The following is a 20179-nucleotide window of genomic DNA, read 5'->3' on the forward strand; positions in this document are numbered from 1 at the left end:
TGGTCATGGAAGCACGGCCACCAGTTCCACTTCCACCAGCGCCGTTTCTTCGTACAGTCGTTGAATCTGTACCCAGGTTGCCGCCGGGAAATCGTTGTTGTAATACTTCTTCCGAACGTCGTTGTGTTTTTTTATTTCCTCGATGTTGGTCGTGTATAAATTCTCTTTGACCACATTCTGAAAAGTAGCCCCGTAAAAAGCCAGTGTTTTCTGAAGACCCTTGTACACGTTCGTCAGTGCAGAAGCCGCTTCGCCCCCGCCAACGGTTCCCGAAATGTAAATGGTTTTGCCGACCCGGACGGCCTGCGCATAGCCCGCTCCATCTTCACCTGCCTTCCCAAAATGAAATTTCTGTTTTTCAATTGCATTCTGGCTGGATTGTGCATTCACTCCATTAAAAACAACGGTCGAAAGCATGACAAGAATAGAAATGGCAAGTTTTTTCATCGTATTTTAGTTGTTTAACACTGAAATGTATGCGGCATAAACTATACAAAAGGATTCGTTTAAACAAATTTCTGATTTTGGGATTGTTCGTAATCGGGCTTGTCGCCGGCACTACGCCGATTCAGGCCCAACGGTATAAAACCCGTCCGATTACGGCCTTGCTCGGCGCTTTCGACGAAGAGGTGAAGCTGGTACAGAAATCCCTCAGGAAACCGAAAAGCCGGACGCTCAATGGAATCCACTTTATGACCGGCCGGATCAATGGACACAAAGTCGTGATCGCCGAAACCGGAATTGGAAAGGTCAATGCTGCCATGACGACGGCATTTGTACTGGCCTATTTCAAACCGGAACGGGTGCTTTTTACGGGAATCGCGGGTGGCACCAATCCCGACCTTCAACCCGGCGACATCGTGATTGCCCGGCAAACCGCCCACCACGATTACGGCTACATTACGTTTCAACAGCAGAAAACGAATCAAACCCGCAACGCCATCACGAAAGACCTGAACCCAACGTATTTTCCCGCCGATTCAATCATGATGCTGGCAGCACAGGAAGCCGCGAAAACCGTTCCGTTTGAGAGCATTCCCTCTACCTCGCGCCCGCCGTCGGTTGTGGTAGGCACGGTGGTGACGGGCGATGTCTTCGTTTCGTCCGACGAAAAAGTGGCCAGTCTCTGGTCGGAGTTCAAGGCTGACGCTACCGAAATGGAAGGCGCGGCTGTGGCGCAGGTTTGCTACCAGCAACAGGTTCCCTGTCTGGTGATCCGGAGTTTGAGCGACAAAGCCAACTCCAACGCCCGGCAGGATATGCTCACGTTTTTCAAGATTGCCGCCCGCAATTCGGCCAATCTGGTGATGACGATTGTGGGGAAACTGTAAGCTGGTCAGAGCTAAAAAAACGATTTGATCGCTTTGAGGTACTGAAAACCGTGTTGGGTTCCAGACAACAGTCTTCGATCCATTCGTTCCCGCAATTGATGGTCAGAATATGCCGGGACGAAATTACAAGGTAAGAATAGTCTGAAAACCGTCGCGCAAAATTCCCAGATCTGAACCAATGGCCAGACAGGAAAAACCGGCTTTTCGCAGCTCCGGTATATCGGCCGGGTTTCGCACCAGAATCCCGGCCTGCTTCCCGTTCTTTTGGGCCGCCTGGCTCACCCGCGCCAAGGCGTCGGTAAATGGTAGGGACGGTTTTGATGGGCAGCGTACGGCTAAATCCAGTTTCAGATCCGCTGGCCCCACAAAAAGCACATCGACCCCCGAAACCCCAGCAATCGCTTCGGCATTCATAACGCCTTCATAGTCTTCCAGTTGGGCCATAAAAACCGGAGCGGGCAGTTCCTGAATGACTTTGGACGCGCACAGTCCGTAGGCATACGCCCGCACCGAACCGGAATACCCGCGGGTTCCGTGGGGCGGATAGCGCATGGCGGCCACACAAGCGGAAGCCTGCGCTGGAGTTGAGACATGCGGCAGCATAATGCCCGATGCACCCCAGTCCAGCGCCCGGGCAATCAACGCCGGGTCGAGACTGCCCACCCGAACCACGAGCGTAACCTCCGGATTTCGGACGGCCTGCAAATTTGCCAGCAACCCGCTTTCCGTCAGACAGCCGTGCTCCAGATCGAACAGCAGCCAGTCCAGCGAACACGCCCCGGCCAGCTCGGCAACAACCGGTGAACCCGTTGACAACCAGGTTCCCAAACCCAGTCGAGGGACCTTTTTCTTTTCGAAGGAATTCATAAATCAGCGATCGTTTTATGGCCTTGCAAACCCAGCATCGCCGTTCGAATGCGCGCTTTGGTGAAGCTTTTCAGGGATTGTCCCGACGATCCGGCTCCGATCAGGAAAAAATCGTCCTGCCGGTCGAAGTACCCCGCTCCCACCCGGATAACGGCTTTGACGATCATATTCCGAAGCAGATGCAGCCAGAAACGCGGCAGAAATTGTTCCGGCAATTCCCGGATGGTCTGATAACCCGTCAAAACTGCCTTGATGAAGTCGCCGGAATGAAAACAGGCCAGCAGTGCCAGGTCGTCCGTGGGGTCACCCGATATGGTGTCGTCCCAGTCGATGACGGCTTTTAGTTCGTCCGGCGTTCCCAGCATGTTCCACAACGCCAGGTCTTTATGAACCAGACAACCGGTTTTCAACGCCAGCAAAGCGTCGTTTTCATCAACAAGATCCTGTACGTCAAGGCTTTCTTCGTTGGTCAGAAACTGGGCGTTCGTCAGAAAATCCAGATGCTGTTCCCAGTTCAGCCGGAAATAAGCGCGGTACGATTCGTGTAAACCGGTTAACCGACCGGTTTTTCGAAGCAGCTCCGGATCAAAGGGGCCGAAATTTTCAGGTGAAATTTGCTGCCAGCGGGCCAGATTAACCCCAATTTCGTGCGCAATACGGCCTTCATTCAACGCCCCTTTTTTGTGTAACGCGTTCAAATCCGGCGCATCGATAAACGCCAAAATCTGGTACGCAAACGGCACCTTCGACCGGGACGCATCAACGGCAAAAACCGCTGGCGTCGGCACCCCGGTTTGGCGAACCCGATCCAGAACGGCAGCTTCCACGTCCATGTAATCGTCTTTCTCCGGCCCATTTTCCAGCCGCAGAAAATACGTTTCTCCGCGATGCGTCGCCAGATACGTCAGGTGGTTTCCCTGACCGCCCGCCGGTTGCAACGTAAAGGAAGTGTCCCCAAAATGAATCTGCAAAACCGTTCGTAAGGCATCTTCTACGTCCTGATCCGGTACGGAAGCATGTGGCGTTATCAGACTATAAAAAGCGAAAGGCCGGTCGCATTTCCAATAATAAATCTGTTGCCGATTCACCATCCTAGTTTTCGTTCTTAGCTTCTGCCCTGGCTTCCAGCGATCGGCTAATCACCTGTTTGGCTTTGGCGTTCGGCGTCACAAAACCGCCTTTCAGTACGTCGTCTTCCGTAAACCGGGCCAGCAGAATTTCCCCGCCCGTACTCCGTTTCCGGCCCCGGTCGTAGGAAATATACAGGGTGCCGTCGGGTGCCTGAACACCATCAGGATACGTTACCATATTCCGTTCATCCAGCAACAAACCGCCCTGCCAGGTCTGCCCGTCGTCGTCAGAAAGATACGCCGTCAGGTGCGACCGGGCGATTTTGCCATCCACTTTAGCGTGCTTGACCAGCAGCAACCGACCCGACTGCAAACGGCGGATAAAATGCCGCGCGTTGGTGTTTTCAATCGCCGACTTCTGCGGTTCCGACCAGGTTTTCCCCTTGTCGTTCGAGTAGCTTTCCCAAAGTCCTTTGGCCGTGCGGGTGGTCAGCCAGAGTGTGCCGTCGCGCCGTTCGATAATGTGCGATTCGTCGTAGTCGGGCTGTGGAAACCGTACCCCGCCCCGGCGTTTCCAGGTGCGACCTTGATCGCTGGAAACGAAGACGTTAGCCATCCGGAGCGAATCCAGCTCGTGGTATGCTTCCCGATACGGAGAAGCCGGGTCCATCGCAATGATTTTCTCCCGGTTCCAGAGCGAAATCACCAGCAGCCAGTCGCCGTTGGCCAATAAGGTGGGTTTGTTCAGGGAGCAGCCGTGCCAGATTCGTTGCGGTTTCGACCAGGTGGGTTTGTCACTGTCCGGGTTGTCGCAAATGGTATACCAGTTACCGGCACGACCGTCGAAAAACGTCATCGATTGGTCGAAGAAAAGCCAGAGACGACCGCGCGGATCAGTCCACAAGGTTCCAACAATAGCCCGGCGGCTTTCGCCCAGCGACGCATCGTGCGGGTCGATCACGGCACGCGGTTTCGACCAGGTTTTGCCGTTGTCATCGCTGGTAGTCAAAGCAAAAAACGCTTCTTCGTTGTCGCCCCCGCCCACCCAACAAGCCCAAAGCCGGCCTTTGGGCGTTCGCTCAAGGCCGATGGTCATGTTGAAATCCAGCCGGTCCGGATCATATTCTGCCGACGGAGCGGTATTGATAACCGGTGGCACCAAAGCCGGATCGACCGATTTTTTCATCTGCGCCTGAACCGAAAAAACCGTCATCGACAAGCCAATTATCAGACAACAAAACTGTATTCTTAGCAGGTGATTCATGCTATCGTTACCTAAAATCCGCATACGGTATTTTCATGAAATAGTGACGAATACCATCTTCCATCGCCAGGTAGAGAACTTTCCGGGTGTCATCCGCAAAGCCATCGGGGTAGCAGATCATGGCCGGATTGTGTTCAATTTTCTCCATCGTGGCGGTATTTTCAATGGTCGCCAGCCGGATTTTTTTCGACCAGGTTTTGCAACCGTCTTTGGAAACCCAAAGAGACACTTCGCTGCGATCTTTGCATTGGTTTCCGATCAGCAATATGTCTTGCCCAACCTTCAACAAGGTAATTTTTGAATTTCCATTGGGAATATCGCTCGGCGCAACTTTAGTCCAGGTACGGCCAAAATCCCGGCTTTCGGTTCGGTACAGGACGCCGGTTCCGGAAGCCCGCATCAGCATCACCAGATGTCCGGGTGCCACTTCAACCGTGTTGGGTTCCCAGAGCATCCCCAGATCTTCGCGTTTGTGATAACCGTGCATTTCAACGTTTTTCCAACCCGGCTTGCAGATCAGCGCCGAGACGCAGAACGGCCAGTTTTTGCCCTCAATCAGCTTCTGACGGCTAAATTTCTGGGTAAACCCGTCGGCCTGTTCCTGACAAAAGGCGGAGAAAAACCATTCGCCGTTGGACATCACAAAGCCGCGTCGCAGCGTAAAACTGCTGGCGAACCCCGGTAAACTCACCGGCTCCGTCCAGGTTTTTCCGGCGTCGGTACTGACGGTCGTAAAGGTTTTCAGGTTGTTATACCAGGTCGGCGCGTCGAAGGTATTGACCGGCACAAACACGGTTTTATCGGACACAAACAGTTCCGGCGACCAAACCGCCCGGGTCGGATGTTTCAGAAACGGTTCCGGCGACGACCAGGTTTTGCCTTCGTCGGTGCTGCGGGTGGCAACCACAAAATTGCCATTGTCGGGTTCCCAGGGGCCACCCGTGTAGTGCAGACAGAGGAGTGAGCCGTCGGGCATCCGTCGCAGAATCGGCTCCCGCGACCAGCCATCGCCGTTTTTCTTGAAATCATTAATCAAAACCGGCGGATATGCAAACACCAGGCCGTTGAGTTTTACCTCGCTTTTCTGGGCTTTCAATTGAAAAACAGAGCCCAAAAGGAGCAACAGGACAAGAAACCGTCGGATATGGGACGAAAGTATTTTCATCGAATTAAAGAACAAACAGGTTGGAAGATCAATAGCCCGGATTTTGGGTTAACGCAGGATTCAGGTCGATTTCCCGCAGCGGAATTGGCATCAGCAGCTCATTTTCAGTCATTTTGAAATTGATGCCTTTGCTGGCAAAATGCGCATTCATGACCTCGATGGCGCGGCCTGTACGCACCAGATCGAACCACCGCTGCCCTTCGAACAGAAACTCTACTTTCCGCTCTTTCTCCAGCGCCAGCCGAACCGCCGGTTTATCCAGTCCGGTCAGATCCGACAAACCGGCGCGTTTACGCACCTGATTGATGTAAGGCAGCGCATCAGCGGTTTTGTCCTGCTCGTTGAGGGCTTCGGCGTACATCAGCAGCACGTCGGAAAACCGCGAAACCGGGTAGGTAACATTGCCATCGGACACGTTGATTGCGCTGAAATCCACAAACTTTAACCCATAACGGCTATACACTTTCGTGCCACCCAGCAAGGTGATCGTATCATGAACAGAAGCCGCTTTTCGCCGATCCGCTTTTTCAAATGCGTTAAAGGAATTCAACGTCGGCACCATTCGCCCACCGCCACTTTGGTTGTTGGGAAACAGCAGCATATTGGACAGAGCGGGCGTAAACTGCACCGAATACAAATTGCCCAGATTGGACCCGGAAACGAACTTAATTTCGAAAATAGATTCGGCTAAATTGTTATTTCCTTTGACCACCAACGTTTTATAGTCGGGCAATAAAGCATACTGTTTTTCGTCGATAACTTCTTTCAGTTTCGCAGCCGCCAACGCATAGTCTTTTTTAGTCAGATACACTTTTCCCAGCAGCGTTTTGACGGTTCCTCTGGAAACCCGGCCTTTATCGGCATTCAAGGTCGCGGGCATCAGCGACTCGGCACTGATCAGGTCGTCAATGATGGTTTTGTAGACCTCTTCCTGCGGTTTTAGCGATAAATCGGTGGCCGCAATATTGCCGGGACTTCGGAACTCCACGTCGGTAACCGGCACCCGGCCGAACAATTGCACCAAATAAAAGTAACTCCAGGCCCGGAAAAACCGGGTTTCTCCGATAATCCGATCCCTTGTCACCGGATCGAACGAAGCGCCTTTGATGCGGTTTAAAATGGTATTACAGCGGGCAATGGTGTACAAACCCACGTTCCAGGTCGCCAGCACCGTGGCGTTGGCGGCCGTAACGCTGTTGTCGTCGAACTCCACTTCGGCGGCTGTTGGCGCCAGCCACTGGAGTTCGGCATTGTCCGTTGCCAGTTCGTTGATGTAATGCAGATTACCGGTGTGAAATCCTTTGAATGAGCTGAAAACCCCCAAAAGAGAACTTTCAAAATCAGCCGCTGTGCGATAGAAACTCTCATCGTTAATCTGATTCTGGGGTTGCAATTCCAGAAATTCTTTACACGACGTATTTGAAATCATGACCAGAAAAACGGCCAGTATCGTGCTTAGTTTATGTAGTATTCTCGGTTTCATAATCGTATTCGATGATGTTTTTAGGACTTACGTCTGCTAATTCTGATGCACTTTCGTTTGTTGCCCCTAAATCCCCTAAAGGGGACTTTTAGCATCCGGAAGGTTCGCGTCCAAGTCCCCTTTAGGGGATTTAGGGGCAACAAACGAAAGTGCTAGTTATTTAAAAAAACCGGTAGCGTTATTTAAAAGCGACCCGTAACCCCAATGTGGCAATGCGCGGAACCGGATAGGAATAGAAATCGATGCCGGATTTGGCAATGTTATCCCCGCCGATGCTGGCTTCCGGGTCAAAACTGGGGTACTTCGTAAAGGTGTAAGCATTGGTCACATCCGCAAAAAGGGTAAAGTTTTGAAGGCCAAGCCGACCGGCGAGCGCGGTTGGGAATGAATACGAAAGATTGATGTTCCGGATGCGCACGTACGACCCGTCGAACAAATACCGCGACGACATGCTGTTTCCCCGCGCATAATCGTTCCGGATCGCTCGCGGAAGCAAGCCCTCGCCGGGGTCCTCAGCCGATTTCCAGCGGTTGTCGGCAATGGCAAGCTGATTCTGAACGCCCGCAACATTCAACTGGGTTTCACCGGCCTGGAAATAAACCAGATTACCTTCCGTTCCGATCACACTGACACTCAGGGAGATGCTCCTGAACGTAAACTTGTTGTTGAAACCCCAGGTATATTTTGGCCACGGATTTCCGACGATTTTCTTGTCCGCATCCGTAATCCGTCCATCCTTGTTGACATCTTCAAACCGCAGGTCGCCCGGTTGGGTGGCCGGATGCACGAGCGGACTGGCTTTAATCTCTTCCGGCGTCCTGAAAACGCCCAATGCATTGAGCATGAAGAAACTCGAAATGGGCGAACCGACCTGACTGACCTGATACGGCGAGTTGACAATCCGGGAGCTGGACGTGCTGAGTGCCAGCACCTTGTTGCGGTTGGTGCTCAGGTTCAGATTGGTGGTCCAGGAAAAATCTTTACCTCGTACGTTTTCCGAACTCACCGTCAATTCCAGCCCTTTGTTCTCCACTTCGCCGATGTTCTGAATGGACGAGTCGAAGCCGGAAGCCGCCGGTAACAAGGTGTTCAGCAACAGCCCTTTTTTGACGTTTCGGTAGGCGTCGACGGTGAACGACAGGCGGTTTTTGAACAGGGAAATATCGAGTCCGATGTCGGCTTGAAGCGACTTTTCCCAGGTAAGGTCGTCGTTGGCCAGGCTTTGGGGCGTAATGCCCAGCACAATACCGCTGGTGGTAACGTAACGCGACGTTCCGAGGAGTCCGATGTGAGCGTAGTTGCCAATCAGGTTATTCCCGGAGGTTCCATAACTGGCTCTGATTTTCAGGTCATTGACAAACGTAAGACCCGCCATAAACGGCTCATCGGACAGGCGATAGCCCAGCGAAAACGACGGAAAAGTGCCCCACTTGTGGTTGGCTCCAAACCGCGAACTGCCATCGCGACGCACCGTGGCCGTCAGCAAATACCGCCCGTTGAAGGTGTAATTGACCCGCGCCAGCATCGACAGCATCGACCATTCCGAGATAAAGTTATTTCCGGCGTTGACGTTTCCGCCCGACAAAAACGGGATGTAATCCGTCGGAAAATCGGACGCACCAGCCTGCAAAATATCATCCGAATTTTTCTGGACGGTAAACCCGATAACGCTGTTAAAATTGTGTTTTTCGCCCAGCATCCGCTGAAAACTGAGCGTGTTTTCGTTCAGCCAGTTCAGGCTTTTGCTGACGTAGGCTCCGGCCGTGGGCGGCCCCGTCAGGTTGAAACCGTCCCCAATTCGCGACGACTTCCAGATGCGGTTGTTGTTGGTGGTGTAGTTGACGCCCACCGACGATTTGAGCCGCAACCCATTCATCAATTCATACTCCAAATAGTTGTTGGTGAAGATGTTGGCCGCATTGCGCTTATCGCTAAACTCCCTGACAATCACCAGCGGATTCTCGACCGGAACGCCCATGGGATCAACCAGTTCGGAGTACGGATTGCCGTTTTTATCATAAATTGGGGCCAGCGGAGAACTGGATAAGGTGGCCGCCAGCAGTCCGCGCTGTCCAACGGTTCCCTCGGCGCGGGCAAAATTGCCGTAGGAATACGACCCGGCAAATGAAGCACCCAGTTTCAGCCGTTTGGTAAGCTGTGCGTCGATGTTGGTGCGGAGGGTGAATTTCTTCAGATTGGAGCCGATGATGATTCCTTCCTGATCAAAATAACCGCCCGAAACGTAGTAATTGATGTCGTTGGTGCCACCACTGGCCGAGAGCTGGTAATTTTGGACCGTCGCTGGCCGGAAAATCACGTCCTGCCAGTCGGTTCCTTCGGTGGGCAGCAACTGCGGGTTCCGATAGTCTGGACGCACCCACTGGGGCTGACCGCGCACGCTGTTGGGATCGGAGGCTTTCCCGCCCAGATACACCCAGGCGTTGTCGCGCCCGTCGGCCACCATCTGCGCAAACTGCTGTGGATTCAGCATATCCAGTTTCTTCGCCAGCGTCTGAATACCCACTGACGACTCCAGGTTGATGCTCGTTTTGCCCTGTTTGCCGCGCTTGGTCGTAATAATCACTACGCCATTGGCACCGCGTGAACCATAAATCGCCGTTGCCGAGGCATCTTTCAAGATCTCAACCGACTCAATATCAGACGGATTGATGGTGCTCAGCGGATTAATTTTCGTCGTTGAAGCATTTGTAGCCATGCCGCTGGCCGAGTAGGAATTTCCGGTGAAGCTGCTCAAATCCGATCCTCCGCCCATCGAACCGATGGCGTATCCGTCGATGACATACAAGGGCTGATTGCCGCCCGTGATGGAACTGATGCCCCGAATGACGACGTTGACGTTGCCGCCCGGCGCCCCCGTGGTCTGGGTAATCTGGGCCCCCGCCACCTTGCCTTGCATCATCTGATCGAAGCTGGCGGCCGGAACCGGCAGCAGGTCTTTGCCGCTCAGGTTGACAATCGAACCCGTCAAATCCTTCTTTTTCTGCGTCCCGTAGCCCACCACTACGACCTCATTCAAGGTTTTCTGGTCGGGTGCCAGTTGTACATCGATGGTGTTCCGATTGCCAATCGCCACTTCCTGATTCAGGTACCCGACGAACGAAAAGACCAGCACCAGCGCCGATGTAGCGGCATCTTCGGGAACGTTGAGCCGAAATTCGCCGTTTCCGTCAGTCGTGGTTCCGCGCGTGGTTTTCTTCACCACCACACTAACCCCCGGCAGACGTTCCCCGGTTTCGCTTTTCACACTTCCCGTCAGCACCCGGTCCGCTACGGGCGCTTTCGTCGGGGTCGCCAGCGGAAGTTCGGCGGTGGCCGTCCCCCTTTCCGTGGAGCCATTCGCCGGCGTTGGCAGGGAGAGCGCAGGATCCGGAAGCCGGGTTTCGGCATCGGCCACTTTCCGCGCCTTTTTGTCGCCGATGACCAGGTACGAACTGCTGTTTACTTTTTTGTACCGCAAACCCAGCGGCCGCAACACATTGCCGAGATTTTTTTCGAGCGTCGCTTTCGGATTAATGGCTTCCGCCGTAACCGTAAACCCCTCTACGGCACGCAGTTCAAACATAATATCGACCCCGTAGGTGTTCTTCAGATCGTTCAGTACGTCCTTGAGTTGCCGGACAGTTCCCCGCGGGGTTTCAACCGGTTTTTGCCGCATCGTACTGGCCAGAGCCAGGGACTGCGACCAGCCCGGCCGGAGCCCAAAAAGCAATAGGATAAACAGAAGCCCCGCTTGTGGAGCCCTTCGTAAAGGATTTACCATAGAAAGTAAGGGTTTAGAAAGTCTGGTTTAGTTGTCCATTAACTGGACATGATTGCCCTGCCGGACCACATTAATATCCAGCAATTCCGAGATGGATTGCAACAATTGATCGACATTGTCGGCCCGAAATGACCCCATCAGCACCCGTCCGGCCAGTTTCTGATCCTTGATATCGACCTGTAAACCGTAGTTTTCTTCGAGGAGATAGGCCACTTCCTGCAAAGGCGTTTCCTCAAAAACGAACCGTTTTTCGCCCCAGGCCGGATGCAACTGGGTTTGCTTCATCGTTTTCAGGGCAATGTGGTTCTGTGGGTCGAGCGTCACCAGTTCGCCGGGTTTCATCAGCACCTGCTTCACGGTTTGCCCGGTTTGCACCTGCACCTGAACTTTCCCTTTGTTCAAGGTTACTTTGGCTCCGCGTTTTCGGGCAAAAACGCTGAATTCCGTTCCCAGCACCACCACTTCGAAATTCTTGACGGTTTTGACAACAAACTTCTGATCGTCGGCGGTGTGGTTAACCGAAAAATTGGCTTCGCCGGTGAGCAGCACTTCGCGGATGCGCGTCCCAAATCCCCAGCGGGGTACGCGCAACGTCGAATTCGCATTCAGGAGCACGGCACTTCCGTCGGCCAGTTGCAGCGAACGGGTTTCGCCAAATCCCGTTTCGTAAGTTTGATACCAGATCGAATTGCGGAACAAAAAAGCACCGACGCTGACCAGCAGCAGAAAGGAAGCCGCCACCAGCCAGGGCCTGATCGACCAGCGGTTTTGCGCGGGCGCAACAACCGTTTCGGCGGTATCGACGTCGTCGGTTTGCGGATTGTCTTTCAAAAAAGCCGTGTAACGCTGAAGCGCGCCGTCGGTTTGGGTCAAATACTGCGGATGCAAATTTTCCCACTCTTCCAGCCATTCGTAGTAGCGCTCTTCGTTTGCTTTTTCCTGAAGCCACTGCGCAATCAACTCCCGCTGCAGCGGAGACGTTTTCCGGGCGAAGTGATTAAATAGCAAACTTTTGTTGACTTCCGATTCCATTTCCTGCTACCTGCTGTTTATTCATAAGACAACTTTTCGGCAAAAGCACCTTAGTGGTTCCAGGAATCTGCCCCTAAATCCCCTAAAGAGGACTTTTCAAATCCGGATTAGCCGCGTCCAAGTCTCCTTCAGGGGATTTAGGGGCTACACATCCACAGAGCCAGCAAAATCAGCCAGTGCTCTTTCAATCCTTTCCGAATAATGCTCAGGGCCTTCACCATATGCACCTCGACGGTTTTGATCGAAAGGCCCAGTTCGGTTGCGATGGTTTGGTATTTTTTCCCTTCGAAACGGCTCAGCAGAAAGACTTTCCGGCATTGCGGAGGCATCGATTCAACCAGATCTTCGACCCGGTGAAAGACTTCTTCAAACTGAATAATCTGGTCGGGGCGCTGGCTGAACGCACTTTCCTGCGTATCGGCGGTTTCGAGGTCTTCCAGTTTTTTGAATTCCAGGCGGAGGTAATTATAGGCTTCGTTGCGAACCGATCTAAACAGGTAATAGCGGTAGGAATCGGTAACAGATTCGTAGGCTTTTGTTTTCCAGAATTTACAAAAAACATCGCTAACGAGGTCTTCTGCTGTCTCTTTTGAGTAGACAAAACGGACGGCATGGCTGCACAGCGCCTGGTGATACCGCCGAAAAAGCAGTTCGCATCCTTTTTGCGGATTCTCGCTGAACGTCCGCCGAATAACCCATTCCGCATCCTGCCGAGCCGGTTTTTCATTCGCTGGCTCGATTTCCGGACCAGGGTCATTCCCGGGCGTGGTAATCGTCGGAACATGGAGGTCGGCAGAATCGAACCGTTGACGGGTTTGCATACCTTTTGATTAAAACGAGCGGGTCTTTGAAAGAGACAATCCTTTAGTAAGAAAGACAACTTTTCACCAAAACCACCTTAGTTGGTTTTAAAAAATTCTCAAATAAAGTCAAAAATTGTTGTGATTGTGATCAAACCCGCTGGGCTGGGCCGCTCCTCCGGAGCTTAGGGTCGTCATGGCAAGGCTTGTTTGCTATTAACAGGGAATCCCTCCGGGATTGAGGGTGCCGCTTGGTGTCGTGTTTGCATTACCCCGGAGGGGCAGGGCAGTTAGGTTCTTAAATTAGAATCGACTCAAGCCAACCATTTTGCCCCCCAGCCCCCTAAAGGGGGAGCCTGGAGCGCGAGAAAACTCCCCCTTTAGGGGGCTAGGGGGCAAAAGCGGGGCAGAACGTAACAGCCCTGTCCGCAGGGGTTTTCTGTTAATAGCCGACGGATTTTAATAGATATCATCATGTTCCGGAGGAACGTACTACTTTTTAACTCCGTCATCAATCCATTCAAACAGGTATTTCGTCTCAAACGGCACTTCAAATTTTTCCAGCAGTGTAAGGTATTCTTCCCGAAACGTGTGCTTCCGGTGATGTTCTTCCTGATTTAAAATATAGCGGACAACCGCACCGGAACGACGGCCCGGCGAAAACTGAAAACTGAAAACCGTAAACCTACCGTAAATTGTAAATCTTTACTTTTACACGAACTCCTTAACCCCTTCCTCCGTGCGTAAATTTTTCATTGGTTTCCTGCTCTTTCTGGTTGCGGTCGTCGTGCTGGGTGCGGGCTACGGTTATTACAACAGCCGCGACCGGCATCCCGGCTATTCGCTCGACCTGACCATTTCGGCTCCTGCTCAGCCCCAGCCGCTCAAAGTTGGTTTTTCGGCGCTGAAAATCACCCCCTACCTCCCCGACCGCTGGACGGACAAAAACCAGGATGCGGCTTATAAACCGGACGACGGCGACACCTTTACCGACGGCAACAACAACGGCGAATTCGATGCCTACTGGATGGCGGGATTCAGCCAGAAACGCGCGGCCAACGGCGTTCACGACGATTTGTGGGCGCGGGCCATGGTGATCGACGATGGCAAAACCCGGCTGGCCATCGTGGCCGTCGACCTGCTCGGCTTCACGCACAAAAACGTCATCAATGTCCGGAAATCCATCCCGGCCAGCGCGGGCGTTACCTATTCCATCGTGTGCAGCACCCACACCCACGAAGCGCCGGATTTTCTGGGCATGTGGGGCGGCAGTGTTTTGAAAAGTGGCGTAAACAAAGCCTATGAACTATTTGTTGAGCAGCAGGTGACGCGGGCCATCGTGCAGGCCGTCGAAAAGCTGCGACCGGCGCGGCTGCGTTTTGCGCAGGACCTAACCGGTGCGGATTCGCTGTTGATGGATACCCGAAAACCGCTGGTGAAAGACGCCGGTTTGTATAGTATGCAGGTGCTGGATGCGGTGAAAGACAGCACCCTCGGAATGCTCGTCGTCTGGGGAAATCACCCCGAAACCTTGTGGAGCAAAAACACCCTGCTGACTTCCGATTTCCCGCATTATGTTCGGGCGTATCTGGAAAAAGGAATCTCGCAGGGCGATTCGGTGGTGCAGAAGGGGCTGGGCGGCACGGTGGTGTATGCGTCCGGCTGCGTAGGCGGATTGATGACAACCTCGCCGAAAGTGACCATTCAGGACCCGCTGACGGGTGAGCAGTTTAAGGAGCCGACATTCGAGAAAGCCGATGCGCAGGGAAAACACCTGGCGATGCTGATTTACAAGTCGTTGCAGCAGGACACTACGACAGCCCGACCGGCCGACATCCGGTTGAAAGCGCATACGATTGAAATCCCGCTCGACAACCAACTGTTCCGGCTGGCGGTCGGATTGGGCGTTCTGGATGCCGGTTTTAGCAGTTGGGGGAACTTCCGGAGCGAAATTGCGGCTTTCCGTTTAGGCGAAGCGTCGTTTCTGTGTGTTCCGGGGGAAATCTATCCCGAAATCGTCAACGGTGGGGTTGAAAATCCGGTGGGTGCCGACTTTCGTATCAAACCGATCGAAACTCCTCCGCTAAGAAGTTTAATGCCGGGAAAATACAAGTTTGTGATCGGGCTGGCGAATGATGAACTGGGCTACATTATTCCGAAAAGTGAATGGGATACGGAAGCTCCGCATATCTATAACCAGGAGAACAAACCGTATGGAGAAGTCAACTCCACCGGACCCGAAACCGCTCCCAAATTATACCGGGCCATGGCTGAGTTATTGCGTGATTTATAGCAAATAAAGAGTTAGTTTTTTATATTCCAGTGGATATTATTCTCCAACCTAAACGGTTCAACTCCTGTAACATTAATTGGTATGCGGATTTTACTTGTTGAAGATGAACAGGAAGTAGCTTCATTTATTAAAAGTGGATTGGAAGACTACGGCTTCGAAGCCGACGTAGCCGGCGATGCTTTACAAGCTCAGGTGATGCTGGCCAACACCGACTACCCCACCATCATCCTGGATGTGAATCTTCCGGTGATCAACGGTTTCGAGTTGTGTAAACTCATCCGCAGCCGCTACGAAGACGTCTCGATTCTGATGCTGACCGCCCTGGGAAGTACGGAAAGCAAACTGAGCGGTTTTGACGCCGGGGCCGACGATTACCTGATCAAACCGTTCGAATTTCGGGAACTGGTGGCCCGCTTGCGGGCTTTAAATCGTCGGCGCTCGGCCCATCCTTCCGAGGCCACGGTGCTGAAAATTGCGGATCTGGAACTGAACCAGCAGAGTAAAACCGTCAAACGCGGCACCCAGAAAATCATTCTGACCGCCCGCGAACTGGCACTGCTGGAGTTCTTTATGAAAAACCAGAACAAAGCCCTTTCCCGCAATGAGATTACCGAAAAAGTGTGGGATGTCAACTTCGATACCGGCACCAATGTGGTCGATGTGTATGTGAATTACTTACGAAAAAAAATCGATAAGGATTTCTCCCCCAAATTGATCCATACCATCACTGGTATTGGCTACATCATGCAGGAATCTGAAGAATAACAGATGAAAATAAGAGCGCGTATTTCGGTTACTTTCCTGATTATTGTCGCCACCAATCTGGTGCTTTTTTCGCTGGCGATCTATTTTATTTCTGAATATTTCCGGCAACGCGATTTCTATTACCGGCTGGCCGACAAAGCCCGCATTACCGCCCGTTTACTGATCGAAGAAGACGAAGTTGACCCGGCTATTCTTCGTTTAATTGAACGCAACAACCTGACGTCTTTGCCCGAAGAACACATCGTTATTTACGACCAACAGAATAAACAGATTTACGCCAGTGCCGACACCGCACACGGTATTGCGAGCCAACGCGACCTGCTCGACCGCGTTCGCAAACAGAAGCAACTCTACATGCGTCGCAAAACCCGGGAGATCGTCGGGTTGGCCTACACCTACCAGCAGCAGGAATACGTGATCATTGCCACTGCCTACGACGAATCCGGACTGACGGAAATTGCTCACTTGCGGAATATCCTCGGTTTCGGACTGGTTTTCAGCCTTTCGCTGGTGGGTATTTCGGGCTGGATGTTTGCGGGTCGTTTTCTGCAACCGATTTCCAATGTGATCCGGCAGGTGGACCGCATCAGGGCGTCGAATCTGAACATGCGGGTGGATGCCAGCGATAACAGCGATGAGATTGCGCAACTGGCCAAAACCTTCAACTCGATGCTCGACCGGGTGCAGGAAGCGTTTGAGGTTCAGCGGAATTTTGTGGCCAATGCCTCCCACGAACTCCGGACGCCCCTCACGATCATTACCGGCCAGATCGAAGTGACACTCATCAAGAAACGCACGGTTGAAGAACACGAAGCCAAATGGGTGGCCGTTCTGGATGTGATCAAACGGTTGAACGTGCTGTCGAACAATTTGCTGGAACTGACGCAGGTGAGTCTCGACGATGCGCCCATCAAATTCCATGAGGTGGCTCTGGACGAAGCCATCTATCAGGCTACCAAGATGTTAACGACCCGCCGACCGGATTATCAGGTTATTTTTTCCTTCGAAAGCGAAACCATACAGTCTTCTCTTACGGTTCAGGGTAGCCTGGCGTTGCTGATTTCAGCTTTCGTAAACCTGATGGAGAACGGGTGTAAATTTTCGGCCAACAACCGGGTTGAAGTAATCCTGGGGGCGGATGAGCAGTGGGCCACCATCCAGTTCAAAGACGAGGGGATCGGAATTGACCCGGCCGACATCAAGCACATTTACGAACCCTTTTTCCGGGCCGAGAACGCCAAACGAATCCTCGGCTATGGCATCGGCCTGCCGCTGACCTACCGCATCATTCAACTTCACCGTGGTCAAATCTCAGTTGCGTCCAAAATCAACGAAGGCACAACCTTTACGTTGAAGCTACCCAAAACGTTCTAATCGTTTCCTAATTGACTTCTAATCGACTTCTCATCGACTTCTAATTACCCCTTAATTACCTGCTTTCCATACGGTTGTAGATTTGTATCATCACAAGGAAAGGTATTTACAACGATAAAAAGAATCATGAGTCCAGTTCGGTTCGACCCATTGCCTGTCAATGGGTTGGCGCATTTAAAGGCCTGGGATTGAGCTTGTATCGTGGAAAACCGTCCGACTGAGTCACACAAACTATGGAGAGCTATGATAGTCGATACGAACAACACCGAAAAAAAATCGAGTAAACTCGTTAACTGGGGAACGGTTTGGGGACTAATTTTTGCCACCATTGCCCTCGATTTATACATCAACTACCGCGAAAATAGCCAGGATAAGGAAATTTATCGCACGAAATACGAAGTCAAGGCATCGGAAGCGGACTCGCTGCGGGCCGTAAAAGTTGAGTTGGAAAAGCGGTTACTGGAGCTAAACCAGCGCGAAACCACCGCAATCGAGGTCAGTTCTGCCAACTGACCGGATCGGTTTAACCGCGTTGCGATTATCCTATTGTGACTTCATCCAACCATTCATCATCATGAAAACAACACAAAAAAACTTTCAAATCGTTGATTTGAGCAACGTAGAAGGGGATATCAAAGGAGGTGTTGTTTCATTTCTGGTAGCCGTCCCGCTTTGTCTGGGAATTGCCCTGGCTTCCGGAGCCCCTCTTTTTTCAGGAATCATTGCCGGGATTGTCGGCGGCCTGGTGGTCGGTCTGTTCAGTCGTTCAGCGCTGAGTATTTCGGGGCCTGAGGCAGGTCTGATTGTCGTTGTACTGGCCGCCATCGAGTCGCTGGGTTCGTTTCCGGCTTTTCTGCTGGCAACCTTCCTGGCCGGTGTTCTCCAGATTGGGCTGGGGTACATGCGGGCCGGGATTGTCAGCAACTTTTTTCCTTCATCGGTTATCAAAGGCATGTTGGCCGGCATTGGCGTCATCCTGATTATCAAGCAAATACCGCATCTGGTTGGCTATGATACGGATTCGGCCGAAGAGATTTCACTTTTTCAGCCCGATGGATTCAACATCGTTAGTCAGTTTCAGGCCGCTATCGGGCAACTCAACGGTGTCGCTTTTTTGATTGCCGTCGTGTCGCTGGCGATCCTGCTGCTGTGGGAACGCCCTTTTTTCAAAGAAAACAAGATTCTGAAAAATGTACCGGCAGCCCTGGTGGTGGTGGTTTCAGGCATTGCCATCAACGGACTGATCGGAATTTTTCAGAGTGATTGGGCCTTGCAAGGTAACCACTTGGTGCAATTACCGGTGCCCGATAGTCCGGCGGCTTTCGTCGATCTGTTTACGATGCCGGATTTTGAACAATGGACCAATCCGCAAGTCTACACCGCGGCCATTTCCATTGCATTGGTAGCCAGTCTGGAAGCCCTGCTGTCGATTGAAGCGACGGATGAACTGGACCCGCTGAAACGCAAAACATCTACCAACGCCGAACTGAAGGCGCAGGGAATCGGCAACATGGTTAGCGGCTTGATTGGTGGCATTCCGCTGACATCCGTCATTGTCCGGAGTTCGGTCAGCATCAACGCTGGTGCCCGGACGAAGCTCGCGGCCCTGGTACACGGAACGCTGTTGCTGGTGTGTGTGATTGCCCTGCCGACGGTGCTCAACCGGATTCCGTGGGCGGCACTCGCGTCGATTTTGCTGATCACCGGCTACAAACTGACCCGCGTCCGGATTTTCAAGCAGCTTTTTGAGGAAGGTATTGCCAAGTTTCTGCCTTTCGTCGTCACTGTCGTCGCGATTTTGATGACGGATTTACTGACCGGCATCGGCATCGGTATGCTGGTCGCCCTGTTTTTCATTCTGCGGGAAAATTACCTTAATGCCCATAAAATGGAAACCTTTCAGGACAATGGGCAGGAGCACATCCGCATCAGTCTCGGCGATTATGTTTCGTTCCTGAGCAAGGCCAGCATGGTGAAAGTGCTGATGAACGTGCCCGAAAACGCCATTGTAGAGATCGACAGCAGCAATTCGTCGTACATCGACAGCGATGTGATGAACACGATTCAAAATTTTAAAGAAACCGCCCACAAACGCAACATCCGTCTGATTTTTCTGCGTGAACCGGCTGATTATAAACCCGTTCCAGAATCGGTCATTGCCATGCGCAACCGTCACCTGCGGGAAATCGAAGAAATGAACTAGCACCGGTTTTCCGGACTTTCACCCCAATAATTAGCGTAGTCCTATCTTTGTGTGATAGAAGACCGATGACCCTGACCGCCCTTGCAGTCAGGGTCATTTTTTGGTTGGCAACCAGCATCCGAGCGAGACGGTAAAGCCGTAGGTGTTTTCTTTCGGTTTGGACGATGCCAGCGTCGAGGGATACTGGCTCAACCCGTATTGAAACCGGGCGTCTAAAAAGGTGGTGAGTCGCCCGATCCCCATTTCAATTCCACCACCACCCCAAACAGCCGCTTCGAGCCGACGCCTGAAAAGAACCTGATCTCGAAAAATCTCGGAGCCCTCAGCCGTAATCGTTAGCCTGCCGCCCAATGCATACCCCAGACTGGGGCCAAACAATCCGTAATAGGCCCAGCGATTTGTCACTTTCCGGCGATAAGAAATCAAGACAGGAAGCTCGGCAACTTCATAGTGCAAAACGAGTTTCCCGGTTCCGGCAGGCACACCAATTTCATCGGTATAATCTACACCTGACCGCCAGCCCTTCTGAATGACCGATGGTTCTGCCCGAATTGACCAGCGATTTTTCAGAACCATCTCAACAGGAACCGCAACAGCAAAGCCCCTCGCCAGGGAACCGTTGGCGAAAGAATTCCGGGTGTGAACCGTCGACCAGTGAGCACCCGCCCGCACACCAATCTGTACCTGAGCGTGCAGTTTTAGCGAAAAAATCGCAACAATAAAGGTCAAATAGAAAAGCTTTTTCATCAAG

The 20179-nt window shown here is 52.4% G+C and carries 16 protein-coding genes; 6 read left to right on the plus strand and 10 right to left on the minus strand.

Going from position 1 to position 20179, the window contains the following annotated elements:
- Nucleotides 1-3: 3 nt before the first annotated feature.
- Nucleotides 4-447 carry a RidA family protein gene (locus DUE52_RS01445; RefSeq protein WP_222930243.1) on the minus strand — a complete coding sequence of 148 codons (444 nt, stop codon included), beginning with the start codon at nt 445-447 and terminating at the stop codon, nt 4-6.
- Nucleotides 448-476: 29 nt separating this feature from the next.
- On the opposite strand from DUE52_RS01445, the gene DUE52_RS01450 reads away from it, so the two are divergent.
- Nucleotides 477-1331 (plus strand): 5'-methylthioadenosine/adenosylhomocysteine nucleosidase, encoded by an 855-nt coding sequence (locus tag DUE52_RS01450; RefSeq protein WP_114404147.1) that lies wholly within the window; start codon nt 477-479, stop codon nt 1329-1331.
- Between the two features lie 123 nt (nt 1332-1454).
- Here DUE52_RS01450 and DUE52_RS01455 read toward each other — a convergent pair whose 3' ends face one another.
- From DUE52_RS01455 to DUE52_RS01490, 8 genes are all read right to left on the minus strand, one after another.
- Nucleotides 1455-2198, minus strand: a complete 744-nt coding sequence (locus tag DUE52_RS01455) for an HpcH/HpaI aldolase family protein (RefSeq protein ID WP_114404148.1) — start codon at nt 2196-2198, stop codon at nt 1455-1457.
- Nucleotides 2195-3289 carry a phosphotransferase family protein gene (locus DUE52_RS01460; protein WP_114404149.1) on the minus strand — a complete coding sequence of 365 codons (1095 nt, stop codon included), beginning with the start codon at nt 3287-3289 and terminating at the stop codon, nt 2195-2197. The genes DUE52_RS01455 and DUE52_RS01460 overlap by 4 nt, the downstream gene beginning before the upstream one ends.
- A gap of 1 nt (nt 3290) precedes the next feature.
- On the minus strand, nt 3291-4532 hold the full coding sequence (locus tag DUE52_RS01465) for a sialidase family protein (protein WP_222930244.1): 1242 nt from the start codon (nt 4530-4532) through the stop codon (nt 3291-3293).
- 7 nt (nt 4533-4539) lie between these two features.
- Nucleotides 4540-5697 (minus strand): sialidase family protein, encoded by a 1158-nt coding sequence (locus DUE52_RS01470; RefSeq protein ID WP_114404151.1) that lies wholly within the window; start codon nt 5695-5697, stop codon nt 4540-4542.
- A 28-nt stretch (nt 5698-5725) separates the two neighbouring features.
- A complete protein-coding gene (locus DUE52_RS01475) occupies nt 5726-7180 on the minus strand; it encodes a RagB/SusD family nutrient uptake outer membrane protein (RefSeq protein ID WP_114404152.1) in 1455 nt (484 codons plus the stop codon).
- Between the two features lie 178 nt (nt 7181-7358).
- A complete protein-coding gene (locus DUE52_RS01480) occupies nt 7359-10961 on the minus strand; it encodes a SusC/RagA family TonB-linked outer membrane protein (protein WP_229312028.1) in 3603 nt (1200 codons plus the stop codon).
- A gap of 27 nt (nt 10962-10988) precedes the next feature.
- Nucleotides 10989-11993 (minus strand): FecR family protein, encoded by a 1005-nt coding sequence (locus tag DUE52_RS01485; RefSeq protein WP_114404153.1) that lies wholly within the window; start codon nt 11991-11993, stop codon nt 10989-10991.
- A 137-nt stretch (nt 11994-12130) separates the two neighbouring features.
- A complete protein-coding gene (locus tag DUE52_RS01490) occupies nt 12131-12814 on the minus strand; it encodes an RNA polymerase sigma-70 factor (RefSeq protein ID WP_114404154.1) in 684 nt (227 codons plus the stop codon).
- 718 nt (nt 12815-13532) lie between these two features.
- Between DUE52_RS01490 and DUE52_RS01500 the strand changes: the two genes are divergently transcribed.
- From DUE52_RS01500 to DUE52_RS01520, 5 genes are all read left to right on the plus strand, one after another.
- Complete coding sequence (locus DUE52_RS01500) at nt 13533-15086, plus strand: neutral/alkaline non-lysosomal ceramidase N-terminal domain-containing protein (RefSeq protein WP_114404155.1); 1554 nt, start codon at nt 13533-13535, stop codon at nt 15084-15086.
- Between the two features lie 81 nt (nt 15087-15167).
- The gene (locus DUE52_RS01505) at nt 15168-15851 is read left to right on the plus strand and encodes a response regulator (protein ID WP_114404156.1); all 684 of its coding nucleotides are present in this window, start codon (nt 15168-15170) and stop codon (nt 15849-15851) included.
- Nucleotides 15852-15854: 3 nt separating this feature from the next.
- Nucleotides 15855-17225, plus strand: a complete 1371-nt coding sequence (locus tag DUE52_RS01510; RefSeq protein WP_114404157.1) for a sensor histidine kinase — start codon at nt 15855-15857, stop codon at nt 17223-17225.
- A 243-nt stretch (nt 17226-17468) separates the two neighbouring features.
- Nucleotides 17469-17738 carry a hypothetical protein gene (locus DUE52_RS01515; RefSeq protein WP_114404158.1) on the plus strand — a complete coding sequence of 90 codons (270 nt, stop codon included), beginning with the start codon at nt 17469-17471 and terminating at the stop codon, nt 17736-17738.
- A gap of 61 nt (nt 17739-17799) precedes the next feature.
- Entirely contained in the window at nt 17800-19428 is a 1629-nt protein-coding gene (locus DUE52_RS01520) for a SulP family inorganic anion transporter (protein ID WP_114404159.1), read from the plus strand.
- A 93-nt stretch (nt 19429-19521) separates the two neighbouring features.
- Here the strand turns inward: DUE52_RS01520 and DUE52_RS01525 are convergent, their stop codons facing one another.
- Nucleotides 19522-20175 carry a porin family protein gene (locus DUE52_RS01525; protein WP_114404160.1) on the minus strand — a complete coding sequence of 218 codons (654 nt, stop codon included), beginning with the start codon at nt 20173-20175 and terminating at the stop codon, nt 19522-19524.
- Nucleotides 20176-20179 lie beyond the last annotated feature (4 nt).

Origin of the sequence: Larkinella punicea, from assembly GCF_003334855.1 — a bacterium.
GTDB classification, from domain to species: Bacteria; Bacteroidota; Bacteroidia; order Cytophagales; family Spirosomataceae; genus Larkinella; species Larkinella punicea.